Origin of the sequence: Plantactinospora solaniradicis, assembly GCF_042658085.1 — a bacterium.
Taxonomy (GTDB): Bacteria; Actinomycetota; Actinomycetes; order Mycobacteriales; family Micromonosporaceae; genus Plantactinospora; species Plantactinospora solaniradicis.
On sequence record NZ_JBHSPR010000029.1, the window covers coordinates 26,341 to 45,396 of the forward strand.

Consider the following 19,056-nt stretch of genomic DNA (forward strand, 5'->3'; position numbering starts at 1 on the left):
AGAACCTGAAACCGGAGACCTCGTGGACACCCTAGCGGGGTCTTGTGCGTGGCGTAGTTTGTCCAACACCAGGTGCACGTTCAGATCACCGGGCACCGAGCCGTCGATCTTCCGCAGGAACTTCAGGAACTCCTGCTGCCGGTGCCGGCGGTGCACCGACCCGATCACCGTCCCGGTGGCCAGGTCCAACGCCGCGAACAGGCTCGTCACACCCGCCCGCAGGTATTCGTGACTACGGCGTTCCGGCACGCCGGGCTGCATCGGTAACACCGGCTGCGCCCTGTCCAGGGCCTGGATCTGCGACTTCTCATCAACACACAGCACCAGAGCCCGTTCCGGCGGGTCGAGACACAACCCCACCACGTCACGGACCTTGTCGACGAACAACGGATCCGTCGACAGCTTGAACGACTCCGCCCGCCACGGCTGCAAACCGAACGTCCGCCAGATCCGCGACACCGTCGACTGCGACAGCCCCGTCGCCGCCGCCATCGAACGGCTCGAGCAGTGCGTCGCGTTACGCGGCGTCGACTCCAACGTCTCCACGATCACCCGTTCCACGTCCGCGTCACTGACCTGGCGCGGACGACCCGGACGCGGCTCGTCATACAAACCAACGCGGACGTATCTGACGCGGACGTATCTGGCGCCGACCGGCTACCCCTTCATCGATATCTCCAACTCCCACTGGAAGGAACGGTCTTGAACATCCTCAGCCGGAAGTCCATGGTGCTCGCGGTGTGCCTCGGACTCGTAGCCGCCAGCCTGGTGGTCGCCTCGCCTGCCAGCGCCGCCACCGAGTACTCATTCAGATCCGAGAGTTCCGCCACCAGCGAGCACCCCTTCGGCAGCCTGTGTATCGACGTGTCGTACGCCAGCACCGCCAACGGCACGGCCATCAAGCAGTGGCCCTGCTACGACGGCCCGGCCCAGAAATGGACCATGGTCTACGAGGGAAGGTGGGACGGCGTCGTCTACTACCAGCTTGTCAGCTCCCTCTGGTCGCCAGACGGCCCCAAGTGCCTCGACCTGCCCTGGGGCAACCCGGCAGCCGGCCAGACGCTACAACTGTGGGACTGCCTGGGCGTCGCCCGGCAGCTCTGGTCCGTCACGCAGGTACCCGGCGTGAATGGCTACGCGCTGCGCAACCTCCAGACCGGGCAGTGCGTCGACGTCCCCTGGGGCGACCCCATCGCGGGCAACGCCCTGTGGCAGTGGACCTGCAACAACACCGCCGCCCAGCAGTGGAACTTGCGCGCCTGGTAGACGGGCCGCCACCTGATCAGCCGCTCGGTTGATCAGTGCGGCGGCCTGGAACACCGATCTGGTGTTCTCGCCGCCCTCTGGCCCGCTAGGCGCCAGTTGATCGACGGGATCCGGTGGCGGATCAGGGTCGGCGCCCCCTGGTGGGACGTCCCACACCAGTACGGGTCCTGGTCGGCGGTGTACGCCCGGTTATGGCGCTGGCAGCGCGACGGAACCTGGCAGCAGGTCCTCACCGCGTTGCAGGGCCCGCACTGACGCCGCCGGCCAGATCACCTGGGACGTGTCCGTGGACTCGACCACCGCCCGAGCCCACCAGCACGCCGCCGGCGCCAGGATCGACACAGGCTCTGGCGCCTCCGCGTACCGGTCCGGGGTCAGGATGGCGCGTTCGGCGAGCCCGCCGCCCGGCCCCGGCGTCCGGGGACGGCGGGCCATGACGAAACCGCGCGGTCGGTCAGCCGCGACCGCGTGCCGGCGGATCGTCCTTACCCGGCGGATCGCCCTTGCCGGGTGGGTCGTCCCTGCCGGGCGGGCTGTGGTCGGGACCGTGCTCGGTGTCATGTCCGCCGTTGCCGGGTTCGCCGTTGCCGGGTTCGCCGTTGTCGGGCCTCGGATCGGTGGCGAGGAGTTCGCGGCAGTAGGCCTCGACCTCGGTGCGGCCGCCGGCCGCCTCGACCAACGCGGCCGGCGGGTCACTCTCGGCCGCCCGGCCATGGTCCACCCCGCTCCTGGCGAGGTGGGCGCGGCAGAGCCCGAAGACCGGCGGTGCCGGGATCGCCGGGGCGGCGCCGGACCTGTCGGGCCCGGGGATCCCCGAGCCGGGTACGGCGGTGGACGGCACGGTCGGCGACGTACCCGGATCCGAGGTGTTCGTGCCGATGCTCGATTCGGGCCGGGGTGCCGGGACCGGGCGGGTGACCAGGGCGTCGGCGGCCAGTGCCGCGCCGGCGGTCAGGGTGGTGGCGGCGACAGCTATCCAGGCACCCGCTCCGGCGGTCAGCCGTCGGCGGGAGCGCCGGGGCCGGGCCGGCACCGGGACCGTGGTGTTCCCGGACGCCGGCCGAGGGACGCGCAGAACTGTCGGGAAGGGGGCGTTCCGGGCGGCCTCGGCCGGTGCGTGCCGGGCCGCCCGGAACGCGGCCATCGCCGGCTCCTCACCGTCGAGTTCCTTCGGCCGGGCCGGTGCCGCCGCGGCGGCGAGCAGTCCTGCGACCGGGTCCGGTGCGTTCCGGAGCGGTTGTCCGGGCTCGGTGACCCCTCCGGCGGCGGCGTCGAGCAACTGGTGGACCCCTCCGGTAGCTGCGTCGAGCAACCGGTCGACCCCTCCGGTAGCTGCGTCGAGCAACCGGTCGACGTCTCCGGCGGCGGCGTCGAGCAAGCGGTCGACCTCGTCCGGCTCAGGCCGAGGGCGTCGGCGCCAGCCCATCCGTGCCCCTCTCAGCGCCATCCCTGCCTCGCCTCGACAGCTTTGCCGGGGTGGCCGTCGGTGGCCGGCCCGGTCCCGGTAGCCGACTGCCCCCGGGTCTCCGGCCCGGACGGCTCCTCCCCTTCCAGCATCCGGGCCAGTCGGCGTAACCCCCGGTGGGCGGCCGTACGGACCGCCCCGGGACGCTTGCCCAGAACCCGCGCCGTGCTCTCGGCGTCCAGACCGATCACCGCACGCAACAGCACCGCCTCGGCCTCCGTCCTGGGCAGGGTGGCGATCAGCGCGATCGCCGCGTCGGTACCCAACCCCGCACTGGCGCTCTCGGCGGTGTCCTCGGCGGAGGGCATCTCCGACAGTTGCTCGACCGGCACCGACAGCGCCGGACGTCGGTGCTGGAGCCGAAGGTGGTCCAGTGCACGGTTCCGGGCGATCCGGGTCGCCCAGGCCCGGAAGCCCGGTCCGCCGGCGAACGTTGCCAGGTCGCGGGCGATCTGCAACCACGTCTCGGAGGCCACGTCCTCGGCATCGGCACCGACGAGCACGGTCAGATAGCGCAGCAACCCTGGTTGGAGGGCCCGGTAGAGCAGGCGAAACGCCTCCTCGTCCCCGTCCTGGGCCGATCGGACCGTCTCGGCCAGGTCAGCCGGCACGGCCCGCCCTGGTCCGGGTCGCGGGGTTCCGGTCAGACCGGTGCGCGGCGGTGACAGGTCGTTGCGCCGTGCGGGGTACGGCGACCGGTGCCGAACGTCCGAACCCTTCCACAACCCTCCCCGCCGCGTGGAGCCATTCCGGGCCTCGCCGCCGACTTCCGACGCGGCCGTCGACTTCCGACGCGGCCGTCGACTTCCGACCCGTGCCGGTCGGCTCGCCGGTCCATCTGATCGCGGCCCTAGGTTAGGCGTGGGCCGGGAGCAGATTCAAGTCGTTCGGGGGCCGGATTCAGTGAGATATATCGGTAGCCGGTCCCGCGAGTCGATGTAACACAATTTTGCCCGCCGACGCTGCCGTTGTCGTTCTGCCTTCCGTTCTGCGGCATACGTCTTTGTCTCCGCCATTGTGTACCCGAGTGCGGCGGCCAACCCGCATCGGCGGCGGATGCCGACTCCCGCTAGCCTCGTCCGGTCATTCACGGGAGGAGACGGTGATGTGGCCATTCCGAAAGAAGCAGCGACCGCCGACAGGTGTGCACATTCAGCAGGCGGCTCCACGTACCGGGCCGACCGTTGACAAGGCCAAGGGTGATCCGGGCGCCCGGCATCTGCACACCGCGCTCCAGCAGCGGGACTGGGCCGGCGTCCGGGACTTCCTGAACTCGATCGAGCACCCGGACGACCGGGCCTTCTACCTGGGCATCTGCGCGGACGCGGCCGGGGTGCAGGACTGGATCGGGGACTGGATCGCGGCCGAACGGCACTCGACGCTGCCGTTGCTGGTACGCGGCTGTCACGCCGTCTACTGGGCGTGGGAGGCCCGGGGCGGCGCCACGGCCGACAACACCAGTCAGAGCCAGTTCCAGGGCTTCTTCGAGCGGCTGCGGCTGGCCGAGAACTGCCTCGACGAGGTGGTGGACCGCGATCCGGCCGACACGACCGCCTGGACGTTCCTGGTGACGGCGGCGCGGGGCCGGCAGGTCGGCCGGGACGAGGCGGTACGCCGCTTCGACCAGGTGGTACGCCGGCATCCGCACCATCTGATCGCGCACCAACAGATGCTCCAGTTCCTCTGCCGCAAGTGGTTCGGCAGCACGGAGGAGATGTTCGACTTCGCGCGTACGGCCGCCGCCCGGGCGCCCGAGGGAAGCCTGCTTCCGGAACTCGTCGCGGTGGCGCACATCGAGCACTGGCTCGACCTGCCGAGCGAGGAGAAGGATCCGTACATCATGAGTTCGGCGGTGCGTACCGAGCTGCGGGCGGCGGCCGAGCGGTCGATCTGGCATCCGAACTACCAGCGCCGGCCCGGCTGGCCCAGCCCGTTCAACTCGTTCGCCCTCGCCTTCTCCTTCGCCGAGGACTACCCGGCGGCGGCGGCCGTCTTCGACGCGATCGGCGACAACGTCACCGAGTGGCCCTGGTACTACTCCAGCGGCAGTGACCCGGCCGGGCGGTTCGCCACCTGGCGGGACCTGTCCATCGCCCGGCGGCACGAGCCGCCACGGTAATTCACGTCACCGCCGCCCTCGTGATGTAACGGAATGGCTGTCGAAAACGCTCCCGCCATTCGACGGGAAAACCGTGGCCCATCCCCTTTCCGGTCCGCGTCGACCCCCGCTATCCTCTGCCGGTCTGACCGATCTTGACAGGAGTACGCACACTGATGTCCCACTTCACCGGTCCGGAACAGAAGTCGAAGAGGTCGATCGGCACGTGGTTCCGAGGTCTACGTCCGATCAGCAAGTTCCGGGTGGTCCTTTTCGGAATTGCCATCCTGGTGGCCCCGTTCGCCATCTATTTCGGCCTCGACGAGCCCAACCAGGCGGAGGTCGGTGACTGCATGGCGGGGCAGAGCGCGTCCGAGCTGCGGACCGTCGAGTGCACCGACGCGGCGGCGGAGTGGAAGGTCCTGGGTCGGTTGACCGGCAAGACCGAGGCCGACCACAACGATGCCGCCTGTGCGGCGTACCCGGAGACCGAGGCCTCGTTCTACGAGGACGGGCGGCGGTTCCGGAAGGGCTTCATCCTCTGCCTCGGCCCAGCCGGCGCCTGAGGAGCGGTGTTAAGAAGGGCCCCTTCTTCTACAGAAAACGATAAGAAGGGGCCCTTCCTTACACTTAGGGGTTGACGGTGATGGTGAACGTGGACGTGGTGTTGCGGATGTCCTGGTAGTTGTTGCTCAGCCGGAGGTTGTTGAAGACCGCCGAGCCGCGCGCCGGACCCTGGCCCGGCTCGGGCATCTCGTTGGCCCAGATGCCGAACCCGGACTTGGCGTCGTACGCGTCACCGCTGCGCTGGGCGCCGCTGATCGAGATGTTGGTGAATATCGTGTCGGTGACCGGGAACTGTGGCTGACCGCCCACGTAGTTGGTCTGGAACATGATGCCGTGGTAGGTCGGGTCCACGATGTCGATGTCGCTGACCCGGATCCCGCGCATCTCCTTCGAGGCGGAGAAGACCCATATCGCGGGGAAGGTCTGCGCGCCCCAGAAGTGGCCGCCGGACCGGACTATCGAGGCGTTCTCGATCCGGGTCAGGCCCGGCCCGAACCCGACGAACGCGTACCCGAAGTCGAGCGAGCTGATGGTTATTCCGGAGTAGACGAGCTGGTCGGCGATGTACATGTTGCGGAAGACGTTGTTCTCTCCGCCGTACACCGCCACGCCCGCCGCCCGCCAGGTCAGCGTCGCCGTGAGATTCTCGAAGACGTTGCCGGTGTTCGCCCCGCCGCCGGAGTCGGTCGCCGAGAACAGGGCGAACGCGTCGTCGCCGTTGCCGCGTCCCTCGACGTTGCTGACCAGGTTGTTCGTGCTGCCGTTGGTCATGTTGATCGCGTCGGCGAAGGTGTTGCGGATCCGCGAGTTCTTGATCGTGATGTTGCTGACGTGCACGCCCCAGAACATGCAGACGGTGTGCTCGACCCAGACGTTGTCGAAGGTCAGGTTCTGCACGTTCGACAGCTCGCCCCAGACCTTGCCGGGGCCGTCGATCCGCTCGACGTAGTTGCCGAAGAAGGCGAGGTGTTCGAAGGACGAGCCGTTCGCCGAGCTTTCGACCTGGAAGCCGGCGTTGGTGTTCGAGCCGGTGGGCGGGGTCTGGATGCGGGTGTACCACATGCCGGCGCCGACCACCTTCACCGCCTTGCCGTACACGTTGAACTTGTTCGAGGTGCTGTAGGTGCCGGCCGGCAGGTAGACCCCGATCAGGTTGCCGGTGGTGTCCATCCGGACCCGGTCCAGCGCGTTCTGTACGTCCTGCTGGCCGGTGCCGGTCGGCGTGGTGTAGCGGGCCGGATCCGGGTTCGCCCGGGGCGAGACCTGTTCGAGGTTGACGAAGTCGATCGCGTACGTGGTGTTGTTGGCCGGGTCCTTCTGGAGCCGGATCCGGCTGCCGGCCGGGATCGACGAGTTGAGCAGCACGTTCGCCTCGTCGTAGATGTGCCGGGGGCCACCTGAGCCGGGCGAGTTGCTCGGACTCGCCTCGTTGCCGTACAGCCAGGCGTACCGGCTGGTCAGGTCGATCGCCTTGTGGAAGGTGCCGTCGACGTAGATGTTCAGCGTCGAGTTGGCTCCGCCACCGCCGGGGCTGTCCGGCATCGAGAACCGGGTGACCAGGGTGTTGGTCGGCGCCCGGGTGGTCCACTCGACGTAGCTGCCGTTGCTGTTCAGGGTCACCGCGCGCCGGCCGGAGGCCTCACCGGCGAGGTCGCCGACGATCCGGTTCGGCCCGACGATCGCCGCGCCGCCGCCGAGCACGCCGTCCTCGGCCTCGTACATCTCGTACGGCATGTTGGCGCCGCGTCCGACGAAGAACGGGGTGTCGCTGGTGTTGTTGGCCTGCTTCACCGGCAACTCGTTCGCGTCGGCGGCCAGTACGGTCCGGACCGTGTACCGGCCGTTCGCCGCGGTCCAGGTGCCGAGGTTGACCGGTGCGGTGCTGGCACCGGCGGCGATCGTCCCGCTGTACGAGCCGGTCAGGGTCCGGACCGTCGCACCGGTGGCGCTGAGCACGGTCACCGTGATGCCGTGCGCGCCGCCGGCCGAGGCGACCGTGCCCTGGTTGCGGATCGCCACCGAGAAGGTGACCAGCTGGCCGTTCGCCGGGGTGCTCGGGGTCCAGGTCGGCGTGGCGACCAGGTCCGAGCTGGCCACCGGGGAGACGGTCAGCGAGGACGGGTTGGTGAAGCTGTTGTTCGTCTCGCTCTGCTCGACGACGGCGTTCGACTCGTCGACCTTGGCGGTCAGTTGGTAGCTGCCGGCGTTGCGTGGTCCGGCGTTGGCGGTGACGGTGCTGCTGGCCCCGGCCGCGAGCCCGCCGACGGCGGCGGTGCCGACCAGCGTCGTACCCAGGTAGAAGTTGACGTTGGTCGCGCCGGACGCCGCGGTGCCGGCGTTGCGGACCGTGGCCGAGACGCTGATCGCGGTGGTCTCGACCGGGGCGGCCGGGCTCCAGGTGGCGGCGGTGACGGTCAGGTCCGGGTTCGGCGCCGGCACCCCGAGAACCTGGAACTCGGCGACCTGTCCGGCCGGGGCTCCGCTGTTCGAGGTGATCGACAGGCGTACGTCGGCGACGTTGCCGCTGACCGGGATGGTCACGCTGTTGCCGCTGGCCGGGTTGAAGTTGTAGAGCGTCGCCGCGGCCAGGGAGGTGAACGACGAGCTGCTCTGCTCGCGGCCGAGCACCTGGATCGTCTGGCTACGCGGCCCCCAGGCCGAGTCCGGGTTCAGCCGAACGACCACCGAGCTGACGGTGGCGTTCGCACCGAGCTGCACGGTGAGCACGCTCGGATACGCCCCACCGGCGCCCTCCCAGTAGGTCGCCACGTTGTCGTCGTTGGCGTTGGTGGCGACGAAGGTGTGCACCGTCGACGAGGCGGTGATCGGCCGGTTGACGGCCAGGTTCGTTCCGCTCGGTCCACCGGTTCCGGTCCTGGTGACGCTGTTGCTGTTCGGAGACACGTTGCCGGCGGCGTCCCGGGCCCGCACCTGGTACGTGACCGTGGCGCTCGCCGGCTGGCTGTCGGTGTACGTCAGCACGTTGCCGACGTTGGCCCGGAGCGTGCCGTTGGCGTAGACGTCGTATCCGGTCACCCCGGTGTTGTCGGTGGCGGCGGACCAGGTCAACCGGATCTGCCCGCTGGCCGGCTGGGTGTAGGCCAGGTTCGTCGGCGCGGTCGGTGCCTGGGTGTCGGCGCCGCCGGTCGGGCCGTGCACCTCGAATTCGGAGAGCTGACCGGCCGCCCAGCCGGTGTTGGCGGTGATGTGCAGCCGCAGGTACCGGGTGTTGGTCGCCGGCAGGTTGATGGTGACGGTGTTGCCGCTGGCCGGGTTGAAGGTGTAGCCGGCGGCGGCGACCAGGGTGCTGAACGTCGTTCCGTTGTTGCTGTTCTGTACCGACAGGGTCTGGGTCCGGGTGCCCCAGCCGGTGGGGAGCTTCAGCACGAGCCGGTTCACGTCGGCGGCCGAACCGAGATCGGCCTGGATCCACTGTGGAAACGCGTTGTTGTTGCTCTCCCAGTAGGTCGCCTGGTTGCCGTCGTCGGCGTTGCTCGCCGGGTACTCCGGGTGGGAGCTGCTGGCGGTCATGGTGGCGGGAACGGCGGCGATCTCGGCCCGCTGTGCCGGGTTGTCGGGGCGGGCCGAGGCCGAGGTCGGAAAGAGCGATCCGGCGACCACGACCAGTCCGGTGGCGAGCGTCGCCGCGACCAGGCGCGGTCTTACCTGCTGCTGTCTCATTGCGTTCCTTTGGCGCTCGTCGGAACCGACAGGGGTGCTGCGGGACGGCCGGGACCTGGTCGGCGTCTGGCCCGGCTGCCACTCGCCGCCGGTCGCGGGCGGCAGCCGGACCAGTCGGCGTCTGGCCCGGCTGCCGCCCACCGCCGGGGGCGAGCGGCAACGCCGCCCGTCGTCCGTCCACCGCCGCCGCGACCCCGCCGAGGGCCGCTCCTCCCGTGGCGGCCGGGCAGGAGTACGGAGGGCGCCTGTTCAGAAATTCCGGGAAGTAGAAAGCTATCCGGCAGCTTCCGGCCCGGAACTTGCGCTACGTCGTCGTAATGTTGCAGACGTGCTACGGCCACGTCAACAGTTGGGGCGGATCAGTCCGCGTCGATGGGGCGCACTCGGGTGATTTATCCGCATCGATCGTTATTCGCGGGCCCGAAGCCGTCCCGGGGGGTTCGCAGGCGGTTCCCGGGGGACGGCTCCGAGGCGGTTCCCGAGGGACGGCTCGCAGGCGGTTCCCTGACGGGCCGGATCGGCGGTCGGGGACGGCTAGACATCGGATGTATGGCGAGGCATGATCGCGGTCGGCGGCCTCGTGAGCGGGCGTGACAGTTGACCCGATGTGGAGTGATGGGATGACCGAGTTCACCGGCCTGACGGCCATCGTCACCGGTGGTGCGTCCGGGATCGGGCTGGCCACCGCGCGGCTGCTGGCCGCGCGGGGCGCCCGGGTGGCCTGTCTCGACCTGACCCCGGAGGCGGTGCCGGAACCGCTGCTCGGCATCCGTGCGGACGTCACCGACGACGACTCGGTCCGCGCCGCGGTGCGGACCGCCGTGACCACGCTCGGCCGGCTCGACATCCTGGTGAACAACGCCGGGATCGGCGCGCAGGGCACCGTGGAGAGCAACCCGGACGACGAGTGGCACCGGGTCCTCGACGTCAACGTGGTCGGCCTGGTCCGGGTCACCCGGGCCTGCCTGCCGGCGCTGCGGGAGTCGCCGCACGCGGCCATCGTCAACACCTGCTCGATCGCCGCGACCGCCGGACTGCCGCAGCGGGCGCTCTACAGCGCCAGCAAGGGTGCGGTGCAGTCGCTGACCCTGGCGATGGCCGCCGACCACGTGCGGGAGGGGATCCGGGTCAACTGCGTCAACCCCGGCACCGTGGACACACCGTGGGTCCGCCGGCTGCTCTCCGCCGCCGCCGATCCCGATGCCGAATTCGCCGCGCTGCGGGCCCGGCAGGCCACCGGCCGACTGGTCAGCGCGGACGAGGTGGCCGCCGCGATCGTGCACCTGGCCGGCCCGTCGGCCGCGTCCACCACCGGCGCCGTACTCGCGGTGGACGGCGGGATGCAGGGTCTGCGGCTCCGGCCGCCGGCCGCCGACGCCGGACCGGGCAAACCCTGAGGAGGTACGCGTGGAGCGGATCGCCCTGCACACCCGGCTGAAGCCGGGCAAGGAGCAGGAGTACGAGCGGGTGCACGCCACCATCCCGGCCGCGCTGGACGGGGCGCTGCGCGATGCCGGAGTCCGGTCCTGGCGGATCTGGCGCAGTGGTCGGGACCTGTTCCACCTGGTGGAGGTCGACGACTATCCGGCGATGCGGGCCGCCCTGCGGGACCATCCGGCGAACGTCCCGTGGCAGGCCCGGATGGCCGAACTGCTGGAGGTCGAGGACGACTACTCCGGCGACGACCACGGCCTCGACCTCGTCTGGCACCTCCCGTGACCGGGCCGGTCGAGTCCGGCGGGGCGGCCGGAGCGGGGGAGACGGGCGGGACGGGGACGGGGACGGCCGGGGTCCGGCTGGGCCGTTCGACGGTGACGGTCGGTCGGCTCGGCCTGGGTACCGCGCCGCTGGGCAACCTCTTCAGCGCTATCGACGACGCCGACGCCACCGCCACTGTGGACGCCGCCTGGGCCGCCGGCATCCGCTACTTCGACACCGCACCGCACTACGGGCTCGGGCTGGCCGAACGCCGACTCGGCGCGGCACTCGCCGAGCGGCCCCGGTCCGGGTACACCGTCAGCACCAAGGTCGGCCGGCGGCTGGTGCCGGATCCCGACGGGGCGGGGCGCCGGGACGACGAGGGCTTCGACGTACCGGCCGTGCACCGCCGGGTCTGGGACTTCAGCGCCGACGGGGTACGCCGAACCCTGGAGGCCAGCCTCGACCGGCTCGGCCTGGACCGGGTGGACCTGCTGCTGATCCACGACCCCGAGGACCACCAGGCGGAGGCGCTCGGGCAGGCGTACCCGGCGTTGCACGAGTTGCGGGCCCAGGGGGTGATCGGCGCGCTCGGGGTCGGCTCGAAGCGGTGGGAGGTGCTGCACCGGTTCGTCACCGAGACCGACGTCGACGCCGTGATGCTGGCCGGCCGGTACACCCTGCTGGAGCAGCCCGCGTTGGACGGCCTGCTGCCGGACTGCCTGACCCGGGGCGTGTCGGTGCTCAACGTCGGGGTGTTCAACAGCGGCCTGCTGGCCGTCGACCGACCCCACGCCGGCCTGCCCTACGAGTACGCCGAGGCGCCGACCGCGATCGTGTCCCGGGCCCAGGCCATCGCCGAGGTCTGCGCCCGGCACGCCGTCCCGCTGCCGGCCGCCGCGCTGGCCTTCGCCGGAGCCCATCCGGCGGTGGCCTCGGTGCTGGTCGGTGCGCGGGATGCCGAGCAGATCACCCGGAACGCCGAGTTGGCCGCCGCCCCGACACCGCCGGACGAACTCTGGGCCGAACTGGTCGAGCGGGGCCTGCTCCGGCCGGACGCGCCACGGCCGTCGCGAGCGGTGGTCTCCTCGTGATCGTCGACGCCCACCACCACCTGTGGCGGATCGAGGACGGCTACGGCTGGCTCGACGATCCGCCCCTGGCCCCGATCCGGCGTACCTTCACCCCGGACGACCTGCGCCGGGAGTTGGCGGCGGCCGGGGTGGACCGGACGGTGCTGGTCGAGGGCGGGCGTTGCGATCCGGCCGAGGCGGCGATCCTGCTCCGGTACGCCCGCGACACCGAGCCGATCGCCGGGGTGGTGGCCTGGGCCGACCCCACCGATCCGGGGCTGGCCGACACCCTGGCCGGCTACCGGGAACTGCCCGGCGGCGAGCGGCTGGTCGGGATCCGGCCGCAGGTGCAGGGTGAGCCGGACCCGGACTACCTGGACCGGCCGGAGGTACGGGCCGGACTGCGTACTGTCGCGGCTGCCGGACTCGCCTTCGACCTGGTGATCCGGGCGGACCAGTTGCCCGGCGCGGCACGGGCGGCCGAGGCGGTCCCCGAGCTGCGGTTCGTGCTGGACCACCTCGGTAAGCCCCGGATCGCCGCAGGTGCCGCCGGACACGCCGACTGGGCCGACCCGCTCGGCACGCTGGCCGCCCGGCCGAACGTCACCGCGAAGCTCTCCGGACTCGTCACCGAGGCAGACTGGACACGGTGGACAGTTGCCGACCTGCGCCCGTTCGTGGCGACCGCCGTCGAGCGGTTCGGTCCGGACCGGTTGATGTTCGGCTCGGACTGGCCGGTCTGCCTGCTCGCCGCCGGATACGGCGCGGTGCGGGACGCCCTGGTCGAGGCGCTGCCACCGTTGTCGGCGGGAGAGCGGGACGACGTCTTCGGCGGTACCGCCGTCCGGACGTACCGGCTGGCCGGACCCACCGGGAGGTGACGCCGAACCGGTGAGTGGCGGACGGGTCCGACACTGAGCTGAATCTCCTCCTCCGTGCCGGGAGCGCCCATGTGGTCCGTCGTCATCCCCACCTTCGTCCTGGCCTACCTCGGTACGGCGGCGGCCGTCTTCGTCGGCGCGTTGCTCCACCGTCGCCACGTCCTCGAACAGCCGCCCCGGCTCGGTCTCGAGGACCTCAACCCACAACAGATCGGCTACCTGCACCTCGGGGAGCGGCTTGCCGTCTACTCGTCACTGGCCGGCCTGCGCGCTGCGGAGGCGGTACGAATGAACCGGGACAAGCGGACGTTGCGGGCCAGCCGGTCGCTGCCGGCCGTCGCCACCACGCTCGACCGGGCGGTGTACGCCGCCGCTACCGAAGGTGTGGCGCAGCAGGCGCTCCGGGCCGATCCCCGGGTGGTCGAGGCCGTCGGCGAGGTGCGGAGCGAGGTGGAACGGGCCGGACTGCTCCTGGGCCCCGAGGTGCGACGGAAGGCCCGGCGTGGCGCCTGGCTGATGCTGGCGCTGCTGGCCGTCGGCGTCATCCGGATCAGCTTCGGCACCAGCGACGGCCGGCTGGTCGGCTACCTCGGCGGATCGGTGCTGCTGACCCTCGTCGGCTTCTACGTCCTGGTGGCCCGGATACCCCGGCGTGGTCGGGCCGCCGACGCGATGCTGGACCAGCTACGCCGGACCCACCGCCATCTCGGCGTCGACCATCGCCCGGCGCTGCGGACCTACGGCCCGACGGCGGCGGGGATGGCGGTGGCGCTGTTCGGCACCGGTGTCCTCGGCTACCTCGACAGGAACATGGGACACGAGGCGTACGTCGAGCACGAGGACATCTACACCGGCTCGACCGGGACCGCGGGTAGTTGGGACGGGTCCGGCAACAGCTACGGCGAAGCGGACTCGGGGCGGGGGTGGCGGCGGAGCCGGCGGTGGCTGCGGCGGTGGCGGCGGAGGGTGATCGCCGATCAGGGTGGCCCTGGTGGGGCTGGTCTCGGCCCGGCCTTACCCAGAGGCGCCCGGTCCCGGAGGGTGGTGCGCGAAGCACGCACCCGACGACAGGACAGGGAGCCATTCTCTTGCGGTACCGACTACTTGGCCAGACCGGCCTGCGGGTCTCCGAGTTGTTCCTCGGCGCGATGAACTTCGCCGGGCAGGACGGGGAACGTACCCGGCTGCCGGAGATCCGCGACATGCTCGACCTCTATCTCGACGCCGGGGGCAACGTCGTCGACACGGCGGTGAACTACGGCGGCGGGGAGAGCGAGAAGGTCCTCGGCGAGGTGCTGGAGGGGCGCCGGGACCGGCTGGTCCTCGCCACCAAGTACACCTGCGCCCGGAACACCAGCGACCCCAACGCCGCCGGCAACCACCGGAAGAACCTGACGCTGTCGCTGGAGACCAGCCTGCGCCGGCTCCGCACCGACTACGTCGACCTGTACTGGGTGCACGTGTGGGACCGGCACACGCCGATCGAGGAGACGATGCGGGCGCTCGACGACGCCGTACGGGCCGGAAAGATCCTGTACGTCGGCATCTCCGACGCCCCGGCCTGGGTGGTGAGTCGGGCCAACACCCTGGCGCAGTGGCGGGGCTGGACACCGTTCGTGGGTCTCCAGGTGCCGTACAACCTGCTCGAGCGGGACATCGAGCGGGAGCTGCTGCCGATGGCGGAGGCGTTCGGCATGACCGTGGCGGCCTGGTCGCCGCTCGCCCACGGACTGCTGGCCGGCGGGCACACCCGGACCGACGCGCTCGGCGCGCGGGAGCAGGCGGCTGTCCGGGCGGTGCGGGATGTCGCGGACGAGGTGGGGATCAGCCCGGCCCAGGTGGCCATCGCCTGGACCCGGGCGGCTTCCCGAGCCGTGCACCCGATCGTCGGGGTCAGCAGCGTGCGGCAGCTCGAGGACAACCTCGGCGCCGTCGATGTCGTACTGCCCGCCGAGGCGGTGCAGCGGCTCTCCACGGCGGTGGAGTTCACCGCCGGATTTCCGGCCGACTTCGTCGCCGAATGCGAGCAGACTCCCTGGGTCGCCGGGATCAGCGCCACCCATCTCGACGGCCGTTGAACCCGCCCGATCGGCGTGTTCGCGGGCGCATTCCACTTCGGTTTCCACTCCGGTGACGACGATTTCAATGCGAGGAGAGATTGGTTCCGGATCCCTCGGCGGGGGCATTCGCCGTCCCTCCACCTGGGTATGGCGGGATCGCCCACCGGGGGGTTGGCGGCGTCGAATCGCGACATTTACGGTCGCTGCGTCGATACGACCGGAGGAGGAACCGATGACGACACGGCGCAAATCCTGGCTGGCGGCCATGGCGATGGCGATGGCGCTGGCGGGTGGCCTGATCCCGACCAGTGCCGCCGCGACCGAGACGGTGGCGGGGACCGAGGCAGCCGACGGCCGCCAGCGCGACCGGGCGGCGTTCGAGCGCATTTTGCGACAGCAGGAGGACGCCTGGGCGGCCGAGGACGGGACGGCCTTCGCCGCCACGTTCACCGAGGATGCCGACCTGGTCACCTTCAACGGCGACTACCTGGTCACCCGTCAGGGGATCGCCGTGGGAATGCAGCACGCTTTCGACATGTACATCCCACCCAGCCGGATCGTGCGGCTCGGCGAGCACATTCGGTTCCTCGAACCAGATCTTGCGATTATCGTGCGTACGAGCTGCGTCATCGACGCCGGGCAGGAGACCTGCCGGTCCGGATCCCATTCGAGGAACACGAATGTGCTCCGTAAGCGGCACGGTGGTTGGTTGCAGACGTCTTTCCAGAACACTCGGATCGAACCACTACCGTAATCCGGTCTTCCCATCGGGCCCGGTCCGGCCACGGCGGTCCGGGCCCGCACCACCGCGCTCGCGGCGGTCCGATACCCACGATGCGGCCTCGACCGAGCGGTCCCGGACCTGATCTGCTGATGTCCACCCGGCAGCCGATGATCGGAATACTTTCGCCTCCCCTACGATCTGGCAATGTTTTCGCGCTTCTTCCGCCGCGAGCCCCACGGGCCCGGACCGGTCCCGCCCGTGCTCGACACCGACACGGCCCTGGACGACCACGCGCTGCGCCACGCCCGGGACAGGGCACAGGCCGGTGACTGGATCGCCGCGCGCGACGTGGTGACGGTCGCCGGAGCGGACTGGGAGCTGCGCTCCCGGCGGATCGTCGTGCTGTGCGAGGCGGCCGCGCAGAACGACGCCTGGCTGTACGACTGGCTCCGCTCCGCGCCGGAGGACCCGGCCGCCGTGACGATCTATGCGGCGACGCTGGCCACCCGCGCGGGCGACGCGCGCGGCGACGCCCCGGCGTCCCGGACCAGCCCGGAGCAGTTCCGGGCGTTCAAGGAGCTCTCCGACGCGGCGGCGGTGGCCAGCCGCCGGGCGATCACGCTGGCCGGGCCGCACGATCCGACGCCCTTTATCGAGCTGCTGGGTGCGGCGTTCGCCGACGGGCGGGTGGACACGCCGGAGTTCCGGGAGCTGCTCGCGGAGGCGAAGCGGCGGGATCCGTACCACTTCGACCTGCACCTGACGGTGGTGAGCCTGCTCTGCCAGAAGTGGTTCGGCTCGCACGAGCAGATGTTCACGGCGGCGCGCGAGGTTGCCGCCGCCGCGCCACCGGGCGCGAACGTCGTGATGATGCCGTTCCTCGCGCACTTCGAGTTCGCGATGCGCGAGTACGGCTGGGACCAGCGCACTCCCGAGTCTCTGGCCGCCTGCTCCCGACACTTCCAACGCCCCGAGGTGCAGGCGGAACTCGATTCCTGGGCTGCCAAGTGGCGGGCCGGTGTACCCCGGCCCGGCCGTGCGATGACCTGCCGGCACTGGCTGGCGCTGGCCTACTTCCTGTCCGGCCGGCGCGCCGAGACGAAGGCCGTCCTCGACGAGATCGGGCCCTACGTCGGGTCGACGCTCGCGTGGGCGTACTTCCTTCCCTCCACGGAGGAGGGCTTTCTGACGGCCTGGCGGTGGGCCAACACATAGTCCGGTTCCCTGCCTGGAGGGGCGGACCTGGGGTAGGCGGGCGCGGCGGCCGAGACATAGCCGGGTGCCGATTGACAAAGTTTGGCTTCTAAACTTAATGTCGACTGTCCGGGGCAGTGCGACGCCCTCGCCTGCGACCCGCCCCATCGCCTCTGAGCGGCCGAGATCCAGGCAAGGAGTGCCATTGTGAGTGTGCAGAGCACGTTGCGAAGAGCCCGGTGGCGGGTCGGCCTGGTCGCGGGCGGTGCGGCCCTGCTGGTGACCGCCGGTGCGACGGTCGCGGTCAGCGCGCAGGCGGCCGCCGGCTGTCGGGTGGCGTACGCGACGTCGGCGCAGTGGTCGGGTGGCTTCAGCGCCAACGTCGGCATCACCAACCTCGGTGACCCGATCAGTGGCTGGAGCCTGGTCTGGACGTTCCCGTCCGGGCAGCGGGTGACCCAGGCGTGGAACGCCAACGTCACCTCGTCGGGCAGCCAGGTGACCGCGACCAACGTCAGCTACAACGGCGCGATCGCGACGAACGCGACGGTGTCGTTCGGCTTCAACGGCTCCTGGTCGGGTACGAACGCCGTCCCCACCTCGTTCACGCTCAACGGCGTGGCCTGCACGGGCAACGTCGGGGGTACGACGCCGCCGACCACCCGGCCGCCCACGACCCCGCCGCCGACCACCCGACCGCCGACCACACCGCCCCCGACCACGCCGCCGCCGGCCGGCAACCCGATGGCCGCGGTGGCCGCGATGCAGCCCGGCTGGAACCTCGGCAACTCGTTCGACGCGGTCGGCGCCGACGAGACCGCCTGGGGCAACCCCCGGGTGACCGAGGCGTTGCTGGACAACATCCGGGCGCAGGGCTTCAACAGCATCCGGATCCCGATCACCTGGAGCAACCACCACGGCGCGGCGCCGAGCTACACGATCGACGCTGCCTGGCTGGGCCGGGTACGCGAGGTGGTCAACTGGGCACTCGCCGACGGCTTCTACGTGATGATCAACATCCACCACGACTCGTGGCAGTGGATCAACACGATGCCCACCGACCGGACCAACGTGCTCAACCGGTACAACGCACTGTGGACACAGATCGCCGCCGCGTTCCGGGACGCCCCGTCCCGGCTGACCTTCGAGAGCGTCAACGAGCCGCAGTTCACCGGCAGCTCCGGCGATGCCCAGAACGCCACGCTGCTGAACGAACTCAACACGTCGTTCCACCGGATCGTGCGCCAGTCCGGCGGCGGCAACGCCACCCGGCTGCTCGTACTCCCGACCCTGCACACCTCGGCCGACCAGCCTCGGGTGGACGAGTTGGTGAGCACGTTCAACACCCTGAACGACCCCAACCTGATCGCGACCGTCCACTTCTACGGATACTGGCCGTTCAGCGTGAACGTCGCCGGCGGCACCCGCTTCGACGCCACGGCCCAGCAGGACCTGACCGGCGTGTTGGACCGGGTCTACAACGCGTTCGTCTCGCGCAACATCCCGGTCATCATCGGCGAGTACGGGCTGCTCGGCTTCGACCGGCACACCGGCACGATCGAGCAGGGCGAGAAGCTGAAGTTCTTCGAGTACCTCGGCTACTACGCGCGTAACCGGCGGATCACCACGCAACTGTGGGACAACGGGCAGCACTTCGGCCGCACGTCGTTCCAGTGGAGCGATCCGGAGCTGTTCGCCCAGATCAAGTCGAGCTGGACCACGCGCTCCGGCACCGCGTCCAGCGACCAGGTGTACGTGCCGCGAACCGGCTCGATCACCAGCAAGAGCCTGACGCTCAACCTGAACGGCACCACGTTCCAGGGGCTGCGTCAGGGGAACACCGACCTCGCGAACGGCACCGACTACACCGTCTCCGGCAGCACGCTCACGCTCACCGCGGCCGCCGTCACCCGGCTGGTCGGCTCCCGGGCGTACGGGGTCAACGCGAACATCCAGGCCCGCTTCTCGCAGGGCGTACCGTGGCGGATCAGCATCATCACGTACGACCCGCCGGTGCTCGCGGGCGCGACCGGGCAAGCGGCCTCGTTCGCCGTACCGACGCAGTTCCGGGGGGACCAACTCGCCACGATGGAGGCGAAGTACGCCGACGGTAGCAACGCCGGCCCGCACAACTGGACCTCGTTCAAGGAGTTCGACGTCGCGTTCGCCCCGAACTACAGCGCGAACTCCATCACCCTGAAGCCCGAGTTCTTCGCCGAGGTGAACGACGGACAGCGGGTAACCCTGACGTTCCACTTCTGGAGTGGCGCGACCAGCACGTACTACGTCACCGAGTCGGGTGGCACCGTCACCGGCACGACATCGTGAACGACGCCGGGGTGCCGCGTT

15 protein-coding genes and 2 pseudogenes are annotated in these 19,056 nt (G+C 70.5%); 13 read left to right on the forward strand and 4 right to left on the reverse strand.

What is annotated here, in order from left to right; all coding sequences use genetic code 11:
* Window positions 1-35 precede the first annotated feature (35 nt).
* Window positions 36-615: pseudogene (locus ACFP2T_RS27980) on the reverse strand (IS630 family transposase); the annotation flags it as partial.
* An 87-nt stretch (window positions 616-702) separates the two neighbouring features.
* Between ACFP2T_RS27980 and ACFP2T_RS27985 the strand changes: the two are divergent.
* Together ACFP2T_RS27985 and ACFP2T_RS27990 are read left to right on the forward strand one after the other, a co-directional pair.
* Window positions 703-1,266 carry an RICIN domain-containing protein gene (locus ACFP2T_RS27985; protein ID WP_377426685.1) on the forward strand — a complete coding sequence of 188 codons (564 nt, stop codon included), beginning with the start codon at window positions 703-705 and terminating at the stop codon, window positions 1,264-1,266.
* 45 nt (window positions 1,267-1,311) lie between these two features.
* Window positions 1,312-1,606 (forward strand): annotated as a pseudogene (locus tag ACFP2T_RS27990) (transposase); the annotation flags it as partial.
* A gap of 114 nt (window positions 1,607-1,720) precedes the next feature.
* On the opposite strand, the gene ACFP2T_RS27995 reads toward ACFP2T_RS27990, so the two are convergent.
* Both ACFP2T_RS27995 and ACFP2T_RS28000 read right to left on the reverse strand, forming a co-directional pair.
* The gene (locus tag ACFP2T_RS27995; protein WP_377426687.1) at window positions 1,721-2,644 is read right to left on the reverse strand and encodes a hypothetical protein; all 924 of its coding nucleotides are present in this window, start codon (window positions 2,642-2,644) and stop codon (window positions 1,721-1,723) included.
* Between the two features lie 59 nt (window positions 2,645-2,703).
* Entirely contained in the window at window positions 2,704-3,342 is a 639-nt protein-coding gene (locus ACFP2T_RS28000) for an RNA polymerase sigma factor (RefSeq protein ID WP_377426689.1), read from the reverse strand.
* Between the two features lie 494 nt (window positions 3,343-3,836).
* Between ACFP2T_RS28000 and ACFP2T_RS28005 the strand changes: the two genes are divergently transcribed.
* Window positions 3,837-4,850 (forward strand): tetratricopeptide repeat protein, encoded by a 1,014-nt coding sequence (locus ACFP2T_RS28005; RefSeq protein WP_377426691.1) that lies wholly within the window; start codon window positions 3,837-3,839, stop codon window positions 4,848-4,850.
* 155 nt (window positions 4,851-5,005) lie between these two features.
* On the forward strand, window positions 5,006-5,395 hold the full coding sequence (locus ACFP2T_RS28010) for an LppU/SCO3897 family protein (protein ID WP_377426693.1): 390 nt from the start codon (window positions 5,006-5,008) through the stop codon (window positions 5,393-5,395).
* A gap of 64 nt (window positions 5,396-5,459) precedes the next feature.
* Here ACFP2T_RS28010 and ACFP2T_RS28015 read toward each other — a convergent pair whose 3' ends face one another.
* Window positions 5,460-9,077 (reverse strand): discoidin domain-containing protein, encoded by a 3,618-nt coding sequence (locus tag ACFP2T_RS28015; protein ID WP_377426695.1) that lies wholly within the window; start codon window positions 9,075-9,077, stop codon window positions 5,460-5,462.
* A 620-nt stretch (window positions 9,078-9,697) separates the two neighbouring features.
* Here ACFP2T_RS28015 and ACFP2T_RS28020 point away from each other — a divergent pair.
* The 9 genes from ACFP2T_RS28020 (at window position 9,698) to ACFP2T_RS28060 (ending at window position 19,035) form a co-directional block, all read left to right on the forward strand.
* Window positions 9,698-10,474, forward strand: a complete 777-nt coding sequence (locus ACFP2T_RS28020; protein WP_377426697.1) for an SDR family NAD(P)-dependent oxidoreductase — start codon at window positions 9,698-9,700, stop codon at window positions 10,472-10,474.
* A gap of 10 nt (window positions 10,475-10,484) precedes the next feature.
* A complete protein-coding gene (locus ACFP2T_RS28025) occupies window positions 10,485-10,796 on the forward strand; it encodes an L-rhamnose mutarotase (RefSeq protein ID WP_377426699.1) in 312 nt (103 codons plus the stop codon).
* On the forward strand, window positions 10,793-11,869 hold the full coding sequence (locus ACFP2T_RS28030; RefSeq protein ID WP_377426701.1) for an aldo/keto reductase: 1,077 nt from the start codon (window positions 10,793-10,795) through the stop codon (window positions 11,867-11,869). The genes ACFP2T_RS28025 and ACFP2T_RS28030 overlap by 4 nt, the downstream gene beginning before the upstream one ends.
* On the forward strand, window positions 11,866-12,729 hold the full coding sequence (locus tag ACFP2T_RS28035; protein ID WP_377426703.1) for an amidohydrolase family protein: 864 nt from the start codon (window positions 11,866-11,868) through the stop codon (window positions 12,727-12,729). The genes ACFP2T_RS28030 and ACFP2T_RS28035 overlap by 4 nt, the downstream gene beginning before the upstream one ends.
* Window positions 12,730-12,798: 69 nt before the next feature.
* The gene (locus tag ACFP2T_RS28040; protein WP_377426705.1) at window positions 12,799-13,881 is read left to right on the forward strand and encodes a TIGR04222 domain-containing membrane protein; all 1,083 of its coding nucleotides are present in this window, start codon (window positions 12,799-12,801) and stop codon (window positions 13,879-13,881) included.
* Entirely contained in the window at window positions 13,818-14,807 is a 990-nt protein-coding gene (locus tag ACFP2T_RS28045) for an aldo/keto reductase (protein ID WP_377426707.1), read from the forward strand. The genes ACFP2T_RS28040 and ACFP2T_RS28045 overlap by 64 nt, the downstream gene beginning before the upstream one ends.
* A gap of 214 nt (window positions 14,808-15,021) precedes the next feature.
* Entirely contained in the window at window positions 15,022-15,543 is a 522-nt protein-coding gene (locus ACFP2T_RS28050; protein ID WP_377426709.1) for an SgcJ/EcaC family oxidoreductase, read from the forward strand.
* Window positions 15,544-15,717: 174 nt separating this feature from the next.
* Window positions 15,718-16,728 (forward strand): hypothetical protein, encoded by a 1,011-nt coding sequence (locus tag ACFP2T_RS28055; protein ID WP_377426711.1) that lies wholly within the window; start codon window positions 15,718-15,720, stop codon window positions 16,726-16,728.
* A gap of 186 nt (window positions 16,729-16,914) precedes the next feature.
* On the forward strand, window positions 16,915-19,035 hold the full coding sequence (locus tag ACFP2T_RS28060; RefSeq protein ID WP_377426713.1) for a cellulase family glycosylhydrolase: 2,121 nt from the start codon (window positions 16,915-16,917) through the stop codon (window positions 19,033-19,035).
* Window positions 19,036-19,056: the final 21 nt, after the last annotated feature.

What these genes read in the sequence shown, in the direction of transcription:
- ACFP2T_RS28005 (WP_377426691.1), top strand. Translation starts at nt 3,837, where the DNA reads ATGTGGCCATTCCGAAAGAAGCAGCGACCGCCGACAGGTGTGCACATT.
- ACFP2T_RS28010 (WP_377426693.1), top strand. Translation starts at nt 5,006, where the DNA reads ATGTCCCACTTCACCGGTCCGGAACAGAAGTCGAAGAGGTCGATCGGC.
- ACFP2T_RS28015 (WP_377426695.1), bottom strand. Translation starts at nt 9,077, where the DNA reads ATGAGACAGCAGCAGGTAAGACCGCGCCTGGTCGCGGCGACGCTCGCC.
- ACFP2T_RS28020 (WP_377426697.1), top strand. Translation starts at nt 9,698, where the DNA reads ATGACCGAGTTCACCGGCCTGACGGCCATCGTCACCGGTGGTGCGTCC.
- ACFP2T_RS28040 (WP_377426705.1), top strand. Translation starts at nt 12,799, where the DNA reads ATGTGGTCCGTCGTCATCCCCACCTTCGTCCTGGCCTACCTCGGTACG.
- ACFP2T_RS28050 (WP_377426709.1), top strand. Translation starts at nt 15,022, where the DNA reads ATGACGACACGGCGCAAATCCTGGCTGGCGGCCATGGCGATGGCGATG.
- ACFP2T_RS28055 (WP_377426711.1), top strand. Translation starts at nt 15,718, where the DNA reads ATGTTTTCGCGCTTCTTCCGCCGCGAGCCCCACGGGCCCGGACCGGTC.